The sequence below is a fragment of the Deltaproteobacteria bacterium genome (genome assembly GCA_028818775.1).
Lineage (GTDB): Bacteria > Desulfobacterota > Binatia > UBA9968 > JAJDTQ01 > JAJDTQ01.
The window spans coordinates 1-15,299 of the sequence record JAPPNE010000037.1 but is presented as its reverse complement, the minus strand read 5'-3'; the positions used below and the strand labels follow the sequence as shown (position 1 = coordinate 15,299).

Genomic DNA, 15,299 nt, shown 5'->3' with positions numbered 1-15,299 from the left:
CAGACCCCGCTTGATGCGGTCGATCGCCTCGGCGGCCTGCTTGCGGGCGGCGTCCGCCAACACCCGGCCGCAGCGCCCGAGGGTGACGCGTCTCGGACCCTGCGGGCCGCGCGTCTGGACCACGAAAACCTTGCGGCCGCTGGCGTAGACCCTTACGCCGAACCCCTGAAGATCCCTGTCCCAGTAGACGGCGTCCTTGCCTGTTGCCGCCAGGGCGTCGATGGTGCGCTTGGTGAGCTTCCGGTCGTTCTTCTCCGACATGGCGTGACTCCGGTTTACTGCTTGCTACCTTGCCATTCGATCATCTGCGCCGATGCCGTGGTCGGGACAGAGACGTTTACGCATTCTGCCGGGCCACGTACGGACAGGCTCGGCGGTTCCTTCACCCATCGACATTATGAGCACCGTAGGCCACAGTAGTTTTCTCGTTTTCTCATTGTTCTCGTGTTTCCGTCGGCACGGTTTTCGTAATCGAACCGCAAGCGACTGGAATCAAATCCAGGAGTATTGAAGCCGCATCCACGACGCGAATGCAAGGGCTCCCATTTACTTATAAATAGCTAATATACAACAAGTTATCACTGTCCTGGTGCAACTCGGCGCGCATCTGTCAATCTATAGGCTAGGTACCGTGCCTGAAGGTGGCGACCACGGTCTTCTGGCCGCGTACGCGGACCATTTGCCCGGTCCCCGTGTCCTGCGTGCGGGTCTCGGCGGCGTTCCGCTCGAACCAGTCGAGCGCGCGCATCACCGCCCGGTCGTGGGCATCGACGATGCGCGCGTCGCCGCCGATAAGCGCGGCGAGGGAGACGGACTTGGGAGCGGAGAAGGTGAGGTCGCGGCCGGGACGGTGTTGGACCTCGCCGTCCCGGGTCTTGCGGCCCAGTTTGCGGCCCGACCCGTCGGGGACCTCCCCTTCAAGTACTGCCTTGAAGACTTCCGGATCGACAGGGCCTTCGAGGCTCAGCCCTGCCGCGCCCTTGCCCGTCCAGGCGCTCGCGGCGCGGTGTGCCGGATCGTCCCTGGTATAGTAGCCGTCGCGCTCGTAGTAGCTCGCGCCCTGAGACGGGCTCGCGACCGCGCCGATCGAGGCGACCATCAGAAGAAGTCCCCGTCGCCGTCCGGCTTCCGGCGCAAGTGGGTCTGCCGCCTGGCGGATGTTTTGCCGTCGCTCTTTAAGGTTCCGCGACCGCGCCGCGGTCGGGAGGCCTGCTTGCCCGCCCCTCCCGGCGCGGGCTTCGCCGCGTCCTTCTCCCGGGTTGATTCGATCTCCGCGCCGTCCCCTGGGCCGGCAGCCGGGAGGGCCGGCGGGTGTTCCACCGCGTCCGCTCCGGGCTCGACGGCGGTCACCGGCCTGGGGGACTCACCGTGCGCAACAAACCTCTCCACGTCTTCGATCTCCGCCACCGGGATCACCACCAGCCCGGCCCGGCTGCGAGGCCGGAACCAGCCCCGTGCGCGTCCAGCCCCGCCCCATGCCGGCGGAGGCCGGTAGGGGTAGACTCCGGACGCTGGCTCCACCGTCGCCACGGTCCGGCCGCCGCGGCGCCAATGGCCCGCGGCGCCGAGCAGCATCAGGCAGAACACCGTCCCGCCGGCGCCGGCGCCCAGCATCAGGCCTTCCCAGATCGTCGTCAGGATGCGTCGCCGCGCCCGTATGAGCGGTCCGTGCCCGACAAGGACGACGCGGATGATGTTCCAGGTGTCGCCGTGGCTCGTGCGATAGGCCACCGCCTTGTGCTCGCTGAAGCCCATGGTGAGCATGGCTTGGTGGAGGGTCAGCTTGCCGGCGGAATACCAGTCGTGCCCGGTGGTGTTGCGCGCCAGCAGGATCCCCGCCACCAGCACCGCCACGGCTACAACGCTGAGCAATCCGAGCCGGACCATTCCCGACGGCCATTGCGTATCGGACATGTTTCGCCGTCCCCGCGCCTGAAGACGCACCGCTCACGGCACTGCCTGCGGCGCCGCCGTCCCGGACGCGCTCGGGATGCGCCCGCCCAGGGCTCCGGCACGGTCCTGTCCCAACCGTGCCAGGCATCCCCCGCGCCTGCGGGAGCGCGAAGCGCGGGGCGCTCATGCCGTGACGGGTCTGCCAGTTCGGAACGGCGTAATGCCGCCGATCGTCCAACGGCATGACCGTGGCGTGATCGTTGTCATGGTGGGAAAATAAGCGAATCCAGAGCGGTTGGGAAAAGGTTTTAGTCGTGTAAAGCCTACACTTTACGCAAGAATGAAGCCTTTCCTGCGTCGGGTTGCGCAGCAATGCGGGAAAAAAGTCGCGTGTCGTCGGCGGCCCGTTAGGGAAGGGGACGTGATGACGAGCGATGAGCGGGAAGCTACTAGGCGTTGCCCCGATCAGTTGCGGGGTGTACGGCTCCGTGCCCGCCGGTCGCTGCAAAAGGCCCTCGGCCACGAGCAGCCGGTTCGGCCGGATGGCGGCCTAAATGTTGCGCGGCTCATGGCGGCCGGATCGACGAGCGCGCGCCTTGTCACCGTTCGCACGGCCATGCAGCTGCATCCAGATGCGCAGGCCGGTGAATACCTTCGCGTCGAGGTTCCCGCCGGCGACGTGGTCGGCTCGCGGATCAGTCGGGCGCCGATCCCGAGGACCGAGATGATCCAGCTTATCGGGTGCACCAAGTGTGAAGAGATACTGCCGCTAGGCGTAGGTCCTGCACTCTGTCCGGGCGCCCCGGCTGGAACAGACCACGGGACTTCCGACGGTTAGCCCTAGCGGTGTTTGAGCGGCCGTGTCCGCCGCGCATGCAACGGAACAATCCCACACCCGTCGGTCGGTTTCCAAGCGTCAAACAATCAAGCAAAATCAGTTAGGTACACCTGCGGAATGCCTGTGCCTACTTGTCAATGACTCGGAGGTGGAGCACCTCTGGCAGGACACTGCGGGCGACTGCAACGCCCGGGCCTTCGTAGTTCGGTGGCCCCTTCGCGGTCGGGCGTGTTTCGTGGTACCATCCGCGACACGTGAGCGCGCCAGCCGCCCGAGGAGCACCGTGCCTCAATGGGGTAACGACCCGGAATCTGCCGAGGGCGTCGAGCTCGGCACCGCGCGCCCTTGAGTGTCTCGATTCCGAGATTCGACGCTACCCCCAACGCCGATCGACCATGGTCGGTGTTGCGCCCGGACGTCTAGGTGGCACCGCGCGCGGCATGTCATGCAGTGGCCGCTTTTCGAACAAAGCCCCACTACGCAGTCACGCCAAATCGTGCCACTGCGGAGCGCTTGTATGAAAAGATCTCGTTACGCCGTCGTGTTGTTGAGCAGCCAGCGCCGACCACACCTGTTGTTTCGGCCGGTTGGTTTGCAGTTCACCGGACCTTAACATGGCGAGTCCGACCGCCACCCGAATAGCAGAAGGTCAGCAAGGCGCGACCGTCGTCAGTCGAGCATTGCGCACTACCACCGCTGTATTGCGACTCTCTACTGGAGAGGTCATCGAGTGTAGGCGGTTCATCCCGGTCGGCAAGGGCGACCTCGTATTTCACCAACACGAGAACCTCTTCGTATTCGCCAAGAAGGATAGGTCTTGGGTTGAGGTCGGCCGGGCATGGACGAAGGATACCACGTGGCGTGTCGCTAGAGAAACACACCAGATCAAATTCAAAGAAATTGAGTCTGACGACGAATTATCGTTATTTCATGCGTTGCGTAAGTTTCACTATCGCGGTGGTGGCGGTGCCGGACGTGTCGTTCCGCTAATCGGTGTCGCTACGACGTGGGACCTGCCACAGGTACTAGGTTTTATAGAAGTTTCTTCGAGCATGATCGCAAATACCGCACGCAAGCGGTTCTTCAGCCACCCGTATAGAGAAGCCGCTGGTCATGGTTGGTCAGAGTGGAATCGCACTGCCACCAAAAAATATTCGAATATGGTCGCAAGGATATCGAGATTCGTCATTCATCCAGAAATCCGCGGCCTAGGGCTCGCCCGCCATTTCCTGAAGGCAGCGATGGAATACGCCGCTCAACATTGGCATTACGGAGGGTATAGGCCCCGGTTCTTGGAGATCACCGCCGATATGCTGCGGTATTATAAATTCGTCGGTGACGACTTCGTCTATCTCGGCGAAACGGAAGGCAACGCGCACCGTATCTCCAAAGACATGACTTACCTGGTTAAGAAGGCCCTGTCCCGCGACGGCGCGCGGGCCATGCCGCAAGGTGGGGGCGGCGTCATGACGATGCAGAGAGGTTACGCCTCGCAGTTAATCAAGTATATGCGAGCCGGAAATCGCAGCCTCGGACAGGTGATAGGTGAACTGCACTATGAGCCACAACACCTCGACCAAGACACGTGGGAGGCGCTTTATCGGTTAAATAGACGTCCAAAACCTTGTTATGCCGCAGGCTTGACACCCGAAGCCAGGGACTACTTACAGTCACGCGGGGCCGTGTTAAACCGGAAAGAAGAGCAACCTGTCCGAACAACCCGGAATCCACATAAGGAGTTTGTATTTGAAAGGGTCGCGGTATCGGCCTCGGCGGAACTGGCCCAGTCGAACGACAGTCGACGCATACAAGACGCATTCGGTTTTGTGGGCGCCACGGTGGAGGCGGAAATAATACAACCCACGTCTTTTGTGTTGAAACAGGGTACGGTCACCATGGTTTGCGGGGCCAGTGGCTCCGGCAAGAGTTTGTTCGGCCACGCGATACGTGCATTGTGCGACCCTACCACGCAGGAAGATTCAACGACGGGTGAGGCCGCCGGGGGAGCAATGAGCTTTGGTGGTCGAGTGAACATAAACGCACGAGTTGAAGGCGTTGAGCAATTGGACCTTGAGCGAACTGCTTTGGAACAGATTGACAGATTGGACCTGGACTTTTTTTTCGAGGTTTGTGCCCATTGTGGTCTTGCGGAACCGCAATTATTTGTTCGGCAGGTAAGGAGTCTGAGCTCCGGGCAACAATACAGGCTGAAGATCGCGAGAGCTTTCTTGCATCGACCGGACATCCTATATATAGACAACTTTTGTGAACCGCTAGACCGTCATACTGTGGCGGCGGTGTGCAGAGGACTGCGACGACTAGCGAAGAAGATGAGTGTTGCCGTGCTGGTTTCGACTGCGGCGTACGAACGCCTCTTTGAGATATTGCGGCCGTCGCAAGTCATTCTGTTGCGCAGGGGAAATCCACCGATTGTTCAGCCCGTGGTCGAGGGTGGAACGTGAAGTATAGGAAAGTGTTCACCAAGGCGCGCTTCCACACGAAGAGCCGAAACAATTTTCGTGTGGATCACAAGGGTAGGCGCGTGGTTGTAGGGGCGCGGGGGCGTGATGGGGCGTCAACCGCCTTTGTGGGGAAGGTGATTGAACAGGGGAGAACATCGACAGTATTGGATTACGGGGTCTGCTGCGATATCAGTTTTCCCCATGTAATAGGGGTGTTCGGCAACAGAGGCAGCGGAAAGAGTTTCGATCTGGGTGTGTTTCTGGAGGAGATACATAGGTCAAACCGTGCCTCTGCAGGGATAGGCGAGGAACACGCCGCAATCGTATTCGACGTGCAAGATCAGTTCTGGACATTGATGTATGAACCGGATCCCAAATATGTCGGTGACGTGGATCAGATAGGGGAACTGAACAGGTGGGGTTTGACGCCGGGGCGGCTCGACGACGTTTCGGTGCTTGTGCCGGCCGCAAGCGACACCGACGTGCCTGGAGCGAAGTCGTTTTCATTGGCAGCCTCCCAAATGAGTGACGCGGATTATCTTGCAATTCTAGATGTAGACCGCTTCAGCCCCATGGGCCAGGCGCTCCTCAATCTCCTGGAAGTCCAGAAAGACAAGACACCGGCCGCGCTAGCTAGGGCGTGCAAGGGTCAAGGGTCGTTGGTGAACTACCATCTGGGGACTATTGATGCATTGAAATGGCGGTTAGAGGCTTTGGCTAAAACCGGGGTCATCGCCGAACACGGAGTGGATGTCGGAAGGATGCTCAAGCCGAACAGTTTGTCTGTCATTCTCATGCGGAATGTTTCTGACGCCATGAGGGGGCTCATAGTAGGGGTTATAGGTCGACTTGTCGCAGATAAAATGGGCAGAAGTCACCATAGTAGAAAAGTCCGACGCCGTACCGGTGCCGAGTCAAGCGGAAATGGGGAAACTCTCGCGGGAAGACTTTGGATGGTCTTAGATGAGGCTCATGTGCTCGTACCGTCGGACGGGACCACGGCGGCAACTGGCCCGCTAATCGACTATGTCAAGAGAGGGCGCGACGCCGGCCTGTCTTTGATCTTTGCCACCCAGCAACCCTCCGCGGTAAATTCAAAGCTGATGAGCCAAGTGGACATGACGTTTACGCATATGTTGGGTTTCGAGGCGGATCTCACAGCCGCGATGAATCGAATGCCCACAAGAAACACCGTGGACTATGACATTGACGACGAACGGGTGTCGTCAATCGGCGACGTTATTCGAAGTCTGTCACCCGGAGAAGCCGTGTTGGCCGACAGCGCGAGTGGTCGTGTCCTCTTGGTTAAAATACGACCGCGCTGCACCGCTCACGGCGGAGACAACCCAAATTGAGAGACACTCGCGACAGAACAGAGTTGGAACAGGACCTCGCGCGGGCCCTTTCACGCCATATCGGGTACACGACTGGCGCGTACTACCTAGAAAGAATCGTATCAACACTCAGTGCGTTCGATGATGCGCCCTCGGCATACATAACCGAGTTGGTCGAGAAGGCACGGCTGGCGGTTTCTCCGCGAGAAGCAAGTGGTGGAAATACGAAGGCATTGAGCCAGGAGTACCTTGAAGAGGTCATTAACTTCGCAGAAGCCATGGGGCTGTTGGAGACAGTTTCACCCAAACAAGCGCAGGTTCGGAGATTTGCCCCTACGGAAGTAGGGCGGACATTGTTGGGAGCCAAGGGGTCGGAGGATGAATCGTTCTTTCACTACTATCTGACCAAGACCGTTCTGTTTGCAGACTCGGACGCACTGTTTCCGGTCATCGATTTTTTTTCGCGAGCGCGAAGCGAGTCGTTGCATGCGCATTACTTGGCATTTCAACAGGGACTTCGCGCAAGGCGCGCCAAGTGGTTGCTGGAGGCGTTCCCTGAGCAGTTGTTATTCAAGCGCATCGCCTTGAATGTCCCTTGGCTTAGGGATCCCCAACGGGGGGAACCACGACCAAGGATCGAGGAGTTATCAGTGAAGACAGCTAAACATCACACAACGCCGCGACACGGTTGGCTCAGCCAACTCGGCCTGCTTGATGCGGAATCCAAGGCACTCACACCTTTTGGCGCGGCAACACGCCGCAGTTTGACCCCAGACGGACACTATTTCTGGCTAGGGCCGAAACAAACGACGCAACGTGACTTAGGGATTTCTTTGGAGCAACGGTTGCCGGGGCCGTTCGAGGACACGTATGGAATGGCTGCCGAATACGCGGCACCGACGAATGCCGAGATCGATCAACTGATTGCGGATACGGTACACATTATGAAGAGAGGTTATAAATCGGTGAAACTCATCCACGCCGCGCAAGCCACCCTGCTCTTGCCGATCGAGTACATCAAGTATAGGATGTTCGCTGATGGGCGAAGTTATCGGTGGGCGGAAGTCCTCTCCGCCCTATTCCCCCGTTATCGAGTTGACTTCGAACGCCTGTCTGCGAAGAGAGGGCAGATCGGTTTCTACAAATGGAAGGGTGTGTCGTGATCCGCGAAGAACGCGCCTTGGAAACCCTCACAGCAAAGGATGTCCTGTACACCAAAGAGTTTTACAGACGATTTCTTTATTCTCTCAGCGAACCGATAAGTAAGCTGGTCATATGTTCACCGTATTTTGATAAAATGCCAGAACCGTTTCGAGACATCGTGTATTTTTGCGAGTTTCAGCGGAAGAAGGGAGTCGACGTGATCAGAGTAATCACACGGCCACCAGGTCACGGGAACTCGGTTCTATCCGTGGAAGCGGCCAAGAGACTCGCGGTGAATGACGTTGAAGTGTTTGTCCTGACCAATCCATTCTTACACGCTAAGCTCTATCATATGGAATACCGAAAGGGTCATTTCCGGAGCTTTGTTGGATCGTCGAACTTCACGTTAGGAGGTTTTCGACGGAACCACGAATTAGTAGCGGAGATGGAAGGTGTGGGCGTGAACTCACCATGCCATCGTGAGATCGAGCGCATGCTCAATAGCGCCGGGACTATTAGGTACGAGGCATGGCTGGCGAGGGAGATGCCAAAAGGGGCGGAGGAAGCGACATGAAACTAGCAGATTTCGATCTACGGCAGGATCCGTTCCCTATAGTGCCGGACGGGCCAGTGCGCAATTGGGCGGGACGGCGTGCACTTCAGGAGCACCTGATTGATCTAGTCAAGGGGGTTCGGGCGAGGGATATTGGTGTGACGGAATTCGCGGTACTTCACGGAGAGTACGGCGCAGGAAAGAGTCATGCATTAAGGTATCTGAAGACGCTGGTGGATGAGGATGCAAAAGAGTTTCGGTCGTTAGCCGTCTATCTTGAGCGGCCGAGAGTCGCCGCGAAGCTGAATTTCTTGGAGTTATATAAGTACATCATACATTGTGTTGGACGGGATGTGCTACGGAAGATCTGCAGTGAGGTAAGGGACAAGACCGATAAGACCATTGGAGAGCGGGCGGAGGCGGCGGGAGTGGGTTACGTGGCGGACAGGTCGTCCTTCGTGGAGCCGACGATGGGAGACCTTCCCGCGCAGGACAGAAGCATGGTCCGTCTGTTGCGACGGGGTGTGGATGAAGAAGAACGGGTCCTGCGATTTCTGAGCGGACAAGAAAACTGTAGTGGTGACGAGTATGATGGGAAGATCGATTCAGATTTTTTGGCGGCGAAGGTGCTGGCTGACCTGTTCCGTGTCGTCACCGCGGAGTTACGGCCTAGCGAGAGGATCTATGAGTCTGTGTATTTGTTCTTGGATGAAGGTGAGCTTCTCATAGACGCCAAGGCTACGGAAAGCGAGCTTGTATTTAGCGGTTTGCGGGAACTGATTAACGGGCTTCCGTACCGGTTTGGGCTCTTGATTAGTTTCTCGGCGGCCACGGCGCTCATTGAGGCCATCATGTCACAGCATTTGCTGAAGAGATTGACGATGCCATACATTGAAGTGCCGATGCTTGAGGATTCGGAGGCAAAGGAATTTCTCAGGTCTCAACTGGATCATTCCAGAGTCGAGGACTCGGGGCATGCGGGAACCTTTTTCCCGTTCGAGGAAGAAGCGATTGACTTTATTATCGAAAACACAACCGCTCTGACGCCACGAAACCTTTTCATTGACTGTAAGCGTGTTTTTGAGCGGGCGTTTAGGCGATTTGGGCTGGAGGCAGGCGAGACTATATCGCGAGACATCGCGGAAAAGATTTTGGTCGGATTTCGGTAACTGTGTGTACAGATTGGGTTGAGGTACAGCCGGGGGTGTGTCCGGAGTTCTGTGTGAGCGGCGCCGAGGGCATAGGGCTGTCCAGACTCAGCGATCGGTGGCCCGGAAAGCGATCCTCGAACAGAATGGCAAACTGCCCCATCGCACCGGTCTAGTCAATAGGGCGCCGCCAACGGACCCCGGCATTTCGGATCTCCAGGAACAGTAACTTTGCCGCCGCCTAGTCGGTCGGGAAACTTCCCGAGTCTTGATGATCTTGCGCAACGACCGGTGCAGGCTCTCCAGAGCGTTGGTCGTGTATATCATCTTGCGGATGGCCGGCGGGAAGGCGAACATCAGTACCACATGCTCTCAGGCCCGCCGCCAAGCCGGGACCACCGCCGGGTAGCGCTCGCCCCAGCGGGCTTCGAACTCGAATGGAGGTTCGGCACAAGGTGTCGGACATCGTGGTAAAGCCGGACGCGAATGTCGCCGCTCCATGACTACGGAAACGCCGCTGGTTGCGGGCATGCCGCTGTTGCCGGCCACTTGTGGGGGGTCCTCAAGTGGAGTCCTATGCGGCGTATTCCGGTGGCTAGGGACGGATGACATTGGACGCTAAGGAAGCAATGGAGACGCTACGTGGTGGCCTGTGGCACACGACGAGCGAAGAACGATTTGAAGGAATCAGGTCGCGGAAGGCCATTCTGTCGAATCCGCCACTCGGGGAGGATGAGCGGTGGGGAACCCTAATTGGTCCGGAGGGCTGGCCGTATGTCCGAACTTTGGGAGGCGTGTGCCTGTTCGACTTCGCCGGGTTCGACCCGGAAGCCTACGACGCAAGATTGGCGTGAGCGGGAGGGAGATCGCATGGACCAACCTTGCGAAGTGTCGGGTTGCGATTCACCGTGGGAGTGGGGTCCGCCGGGCCGAAGCCAAACTAGCAAGACTGTGCCAGCGTGAATTCGCACCGGTGAGCAAACTGGTAGAGGCGATCCGTCCCGGCCTTGTCCTCTGTTGTGTTCTGCATGCCGATGATATCGTGTCGTCGTGGGACTCTCCGTCGGCTTCACCCTTGGTGTATTGCTGGCAGGGCCAATCTGGTCATGATCTCAACAACAGGGACCCCAACCGCCGCAAGCTGGCTGAGTGGGCGCCGGAGATGGCGCGCGCGTACTCGGCTAGGACCCAAGGCCGGGCTGGGGTTTGAGCCCCCGCCGCCGGCGAAGATGGCCCGGTCAAGAAAGGGTTGACAACCACTGGTCCATCTTTGGCGGGATGAACGACACTCTCAAGATCATCAATGCCATCATTGTGATCGCCGTTGTAGTTGGCCCGCCCGTGGTTGCTCTGGTTTCTGTGTCGAAACCAGACTCTTTAGACATCGCCATTGTACTGGTCCTCTGCATCCTCTGGTTCGCTTTCCTATGTGAAATGTCCGGACGGTGGAAGAAACCACTACAAACCGGCTTCGCAGGTCGCCAAAACGCAATGATCCTCAGGGCGCGCGGCGTCAAGCAGGACGCGGTGGCGGTAACCGGAAGGCTCGACCTCCTACGAAGCGACCTTGGCGCGACGTCCTGGGATTCAACGAGGGCGAGAAGCCGTCCGTTTACGAAGTCAACACCGCGTGGCGCCGACTGGCGAGGTCAGCTCATCCCGACGTTAGCCGGACCGACGCACAGATGACGGAATTGAACGCGGCGTTGAGCTAGGCGAGAAGGGAACTAGGGGACACGATGCGATGAAGAAGGATGCCGGCTCGCCGGAATCCGTCTAGTCTGCGGCGACCAGCTATTGCCGCACCGGGGCGGACAACTAGGTGCTACTAGCCGTGGTCACGGTGGCGATCCTCGATATGGGTTTACGGAGAACGTAAAATGGATTAGAGTGTGGCGCACATGATCCGGAGTTTCGGGAACCGGGAGACGCAACGTTTCTTCGAAGGGCACCGCGTCGCGGCGTTTCAAGGGTTCGCCTATCAGGCGGCGCGGCGTCTGGTCTTGCTGGACAGCGCGGAGACGTTGCGAGACCTTTCCGCGTTGCGGGGTAACCGGCTTGAGGCGTTGCGCGGTGACCGCGCCGGACAGTACAGCATTCGGATCAACGCTCAGTGGCGAATCTGCTTCCGATGGACCGACGACGGGCCGTGCAACGTGGAGATTGTGGACTATCACTAAGGGGGCCGAACATGAACTTGAGGAACGGCATGAGGCCGGTGCATCCGGGCGAGATACTGCGCGACGAACTTGAAGAACTCGACCTAACGGCCAAGGCGCTGGCGAACGCGCTGGGAGTCCCCGTGAACCGCGTCACGATGATCCTGAACGGGCAGCGAGGCGTCAGCGCGGACACGGCGCTACGTCTGGCGCGGTATTTCGGGACGACACCGCAACTGTGGATGAACTTGCAAAAGACCTGGGAGATTCGCCGGGCCGAGATCGAGACTGGCTGCGAGATCGCCGAACGTGTCACTCCAAGACAGTCGGTGGCGTGACGGGGTGGTGATCGATGCCGATCGGTGACTATCAGTCGCTCATGCTTCCCACCCTCAAGGCGCTTGCCGACGGGGCGGAGAGCCCGCTTGGCGAAATCCGCGAACGCGTCGCCGTCTCCGAAAAGCTGACCGACCAAGAGGTATCGGAGAAGCTGCCAAGCGGCCGGCAGACGGTGTTGTCGAACCGGGTGGGTTGGGCGCTGCTCGGCATGGAGCGCGCCGGGCTGGTAGAACGGGTTCGCCGCGCCGTATACCGGCTGACGGACGAAGGCGGGCGGCTTCTGGCACGGGGCTTGGAACGTGTCGACGACCATGTGCTTGCTACCTATCCCGCATTCGCCGACTGGAAGATGCGAGAAAGACAGCCACGAATCGATCCGGCGCACGAGAGCGACGGGTCGAAGGAGACTCCAGAGGAAACCTTGACCCGCGCCGCCGATGAGATGCGCGCGATGCTGGAGGTTGAACTACTGGACCGGGTCCGTCGAGCAGCTCCCGCGGTTCTTGAGCAGGTAGCCGTCGATCTGCTTCGCTCCATGGGCTATGGCGGCGGGGATGCCGACAGGGGACGCGTGACAGGCGGCACTGGCGACGGGGGCATTGACGGCACCATCCGGGAAGACGCGCTCGGCCTGGACGAGGTCTATGTACAGGCCAAGAAGTACGCCGAGGGGAGGGCCGTCGGCGAAGGTGATCTCCGCAACTTCGCGGGCGCCATCGACGCAGCAGGTACGACCAAGGGCGTATTCGTCACCACCGCCGTTTTCACGAAGTCCGCTAGGGACTACGTAGAGCGAAGTCCCAAGCGCATCGTCCTGATCGATGGCGAAGAACTGGCCCGTCTCATGGTCCAGCACAACGTCGGCGTGCGCACCCGCGACCGTTTTGAGATAAAGCGGATCGACCAGGACTACTTCGATCAGGACAGCATTTAGGCCATGCGCCTGTCATGGAACGAAGTTCGCGCCCGCGCCGCGGCCTTCGCCAATGATTGGCGAGACGCGGCCTACGAGAAGGGCGAGACCCAGAGCTTCTACAACGCCTTCTTCCAGGTGTTCGGAGTTCAACGGCGAAGCGTCGCGCGCTACGAGGCCCATGTCGCGAAGCTCGACAACCGATCGGGCTTCATCGACCTGTTCTGGCCGGGCGTCCTGCTCGTCGAACAGAAGAGCGCCGGGCGCAATCTGAACGCGGCATACGAACAGGCAGGGGAGTATTTCGACGCGCTACCGGAGCGCGACCGTCCGCGCTTCATACTGGTAAGCGACTTCCAGACCTTCGAGCTTCACGATCTCGACGAGCGAGAGGCCGTCACTTTCCCGTTGGCGGACCTGCCCGTCCATGTCGAGGCGTTCGGCTTCATCCTCGGCGTGCAGCGTCGGACCTTCCGTGATCAGGACCCGGCGAACATTGAGGCTGCCGAGCTGGTCGGGCGGCTGCACGATGCGCTCGCGGACGCGGGCCACGGAGGGCACGATCTGGAACGCTTCCTCGTACGGATCGTGTTCTGCATGTTCGCGGACGACACCGGAGTGTTCGAGCCGCGCGACATCTTCTTGGATTTCGTCGAGGCACGCACCGGCGAGGACGGAGCCGATCTCGGTCCGTGGCTCGCACAACTGTTCGAGGTGCTCGACACGCCGGAAGACCAGCGTCCCGCCACGCTTGATCAAGACTTGGCGCGATTCCCCTACGTCAACGGCGATCTGTTCAAGGGACACCTGCGGACGTTCTCGTTCGACACAGCGATGCGCGGCGCACTGCTGGATGCCTGCCGCTTTGACTGGTCGAACATCTCGCCTGCGATCTTCGGCGCGCTCTTCCAGTCGGTGATGGACCCGGCGGAACGCCGCGCCCAGGGAGCGCACTACACGACCGAGAAGAACATCCTCAAGGTGATCGAGCCGCTGTTCATGGACGACCTTCGAGCCGAGTTCGAGCGATTGAAGTCTCGCAAGGACAGTAGGCGTCTGGCTGAGCTTCGACGGTTTCAAGCGAAGCTCGGCGGCATGACGTTCTTGGATCCGGCCTGCGGCTGCGGCAACTTCCTCATCATCGCCTACCGGGAACTGCGGCTGCTCGAAATCGAGGTCATCCGGGAAATTCGAGACGCGACCGCCGCGCCCACGCAGGTGGTGCTCGATACCGCATGGCAGTCGGTGGTGGACGTGGACCAGTTCTACGGGATCGAGCTAGGCGAGTTCCCGTCACGCATAGCGGAGACCGCACTGTGGATGATGGACCACATCATGAACAACCGGCTCAGCCTGGAGTTCGGCCAGTCGTATGCGCGCATCCCGCTTGCGAAGTCGCCGCACATCGTCCACGGCGACGCGTTGGAAGCGGACTGGTCTGAGTTGCTGCTGCCGGACCGTTGCTCCTTCGTGTTGGGTAATCCGCCTTTTGTGGGCGCGAAGTATCAGACGGCGGAGCAGCGCGCCCAGGTACGCGGGATCGCGGCGCTCGGCAAGGGCGGCGGTACGCTCGATTACGTCGCCGCGTGGTTCATCAAGGCAGGGGAGTATGTGAAGGGCAGCACGGCCCGGCTCGGCTTCGTCGCCACCAACTCGATCACACAAGGCGAACAGGTCGCGCAACTCTGGCCGATCCTTTTCGAGCGCTGCAAGCTGGAGATCGCCTTCGCGCATCGCACTTTCGCGTGGGGATCGGACGCACGAGGCAAGGCGCATGTGCATGTCGTCATCCTCGGCCTCGACCGGAGGGAGGCCGTAAGAAACGAGAAGCGCCTGTTCAGCTATCCCGACATCAACGGCGAGCCGGAGGAAAGCGGCCACGCCGTATTGTCACCCTATTTGTTCGACGCAAGTGGGCTCTCCGACCCGCATCTGGTGGTGCGGGAGGAAAGCGCGCCGATCAACGGCGTGGGCAGGCTGATCAGCGGAACCCAGCCCATTGATGACGGCGAATACATCCTCAACCCGGAGGAACGTGCCGATCTATTGAAGGCCGAGCCGGGTGCTGCGCGATTTGTTCGTCCTTATGTAGGTGCTCGCGAGTACCTGCAAGGCGGTGAAAGATGGATTCTGGCGTTGCAGGAAGCATCGCCGACAACGTTGAGGATTCTTCCGCGCGTGCGGGAGCGTATGGCAGCAGTAAGGCGCTTTCGGGCGAAGAGCAAGCGAAAGAGCACGTTGGCAATCGCCGACTATCCGACTCGGTACAATGTCGAGGTGATCCCGACCACACCGTTCTTGGTCATTCCCGAAGCCAGTTCGGAACGGCGGGAATACGCTCCAATCGGCTGGTTGGAACCGCCGACCATTCCCAGCAACCTTGTTCGCATCCTGAGCAACGCCTCGCTGGTGGATTTCGCGCTACTCACCTCGGCGATGCACATGGCGTGGCTGCGGTACATCGTAAGCGGTGCGGCTAGGGCACGTTGACTTTCAGAGAGAGTCGGGGGTGAAGGC

The 15,299-nt window shown here is 59.7% G+C and carries 12 protein-coding genes and 1 pseudogene; 9 read left to right on the top strand and 4 right to left on the bottom strand.

Going from position 1 to position 15,299, the window contains the following annotated elements:
* The 3 genes from OXU42_03225 to OXU42_03215 form a co-directional block, all read right to left on the bottom strand.
* The coding region (locus OXU42_03225) for an Arm DNA-binding domain-containing protein (GenBank protein ID MDE0028400.1) at positions 1-261 on the bottom strand (261 nt) is incomplete at its 3' end.
* 361 nt (positions 262-622) lie between these two features.
* Entirely contained in the window at positions 623-1,099 is a 477-nt protein-coding gene (locus OXU42_03220) for a relaxase domain-containing protein (GenBank protein ID MDE0028399.1), read from the bottom strand.
* Positions 1,099-1,914, bottom strand: a complete 816-nt coding sequence (locus tag OXU42_03215) for a hypothetical protein (protein MDE0028398.1) — start codon at positions 1,912-1,914, stop codon at positions 1,099-1,101. Before OXU42_03215 ends, OXU42_03220 begins: the two co-directional genes overlap by 1 nt.
* Before the next feature lie 1,431 nt (positions 1,915-3,345).
* On the opposite strand from OXU42_03215, the gene OXU42_03210 reads away from it, so the two are divergent.
* The 5 genes from OXU42_03210 to OXU42_03190 are packed head-to-tail and all read left to right on the top strand — an operon-like array spanning position 3,346 to position 9,392.
* The gene (locus tag OXU42_03210; GenBank protein MDE0028397.1) at positions 3,346-5,193 is read left to right on the top strand and encodes an ATP-binding cassette domain-containing protein; all 1,848 of its coding nucleotides are present in this window, start codon (positions 3,346-3,348) and stop codon (positions 5,191-5,193) included.
* On the top strand, positions 5,190-6,548 hold the full coding sequence (locus tag OXU42_03205; GenBank protein ID MDE0028396.1) for a hypothetical protein: 1,359 nt from the start codon (positions 5,190-5,192) through the stop codon (positions 6,546-6,548). Before OXU42_03210 ends, OXU42_03205 begins: the two co-directional genes overlap by 4 nt.
* A gap of 23 nt (positions 6,549-6,571) precedes the next feature.
* Positions 6,572-7,690: a hypothetical protein gene (locus OXU42_03200; GenBank protein ID MDE0028395.1), complete on the top strand. Its 1,119-nt coding sequence runs from the start codon at positions 6,572-6,574 to the stop codon at positions 7,688-7,690.
* Positions 7,687-8,244, top strand: coding sequence for a phospholipase D-like domain-containing protein (locus tag OXU42_03195; GenBank protein MDE0028394.1), 558 nt, complete (start codon positions 7,687-7,689; stop codon positions 8,242-8,244). The genes OXU42_03200 and OXU42_03195 overlap by 4 nt, the downstream gene beginning before the upstream one ends.
* Entirely contained in the window at positions 8,241-9,392 is a 1,152-nt protein-coding gene (locus OXU42_03190) for a hypothetical protein (protein ID MDE0028393.1), read from the top strand. The genes OXU42_03195 and OXU42_03190 overlap by 4 nt, the downstream gene beginning before the upstream one ends.
* Before the next feature lie 223 nt (positions 9,393-9,615).
* On the opposite strand, the pseudogene OXU42_03185 reads toward OXU42_03190, so the two are convergent.
* Positions 9,616-9,791: pseudogene (locus OXU42_03185) on the bottom strand (transposase).
* Between the two features lie 1,481 nt (positions 9,792-11,272).
* Here OXU42_03185 and OXU42_03180 point away from each other — a divergent pair.
* From OXU42_03180 to OXU42_03165, 4 genes are read left to right on the top strand one after another with little or no spacing between them, the layout of a single operon-like run.
* Positions 11,273-11,551, top strand: coding sequence for a type II toxin-antitoxin system RelE/ParE family toxin (locus OXU42_03180; protein ID MDE0028392.1), 279 nt, complete (start codon positions 11,273-11,275; stop codon positions 11,549-11,551).
* An 11-nt stretch (positions 11,552-11,562) separates the two neighbouring features.
* Positions 11,563-11,868, top strand: a complete 306-nt coding sequence (locus tag OXU42_03175; protein MDE0028391.1) for a HigA family addiction module antitoxin — start codon at positions 11,563-11,565, stop codon at positions 11,866-11,868.
* Between the two features lie 14 nt (positions 11,869-11,882).
* Complete coding sequence (locus tag OXU42_03170) at positions 11,883-12,803, top strand: restriction endonuclease (protein MDE0028390.1); 921 nt, start codon at positions 11,883-11,885, stop codon at positions 12,801-12,803.
* A 3-nt stretch (positions 12,804-12,806) separates the two neighbouring features.
* Positions 12,807-15,272 (top strand): class I SAM-dependent DNA methyltransferase, encoded by a 2,466-nt coding sequence (locus tag OXU42_03165; protein ID MDE0028389.1) that lies wholly within the window; start codon positions 12,807-12,809, stop codon positions 15,270-15,272.
* Positions 15,273-15,299 lie beyond the last annotated feature (27 nt).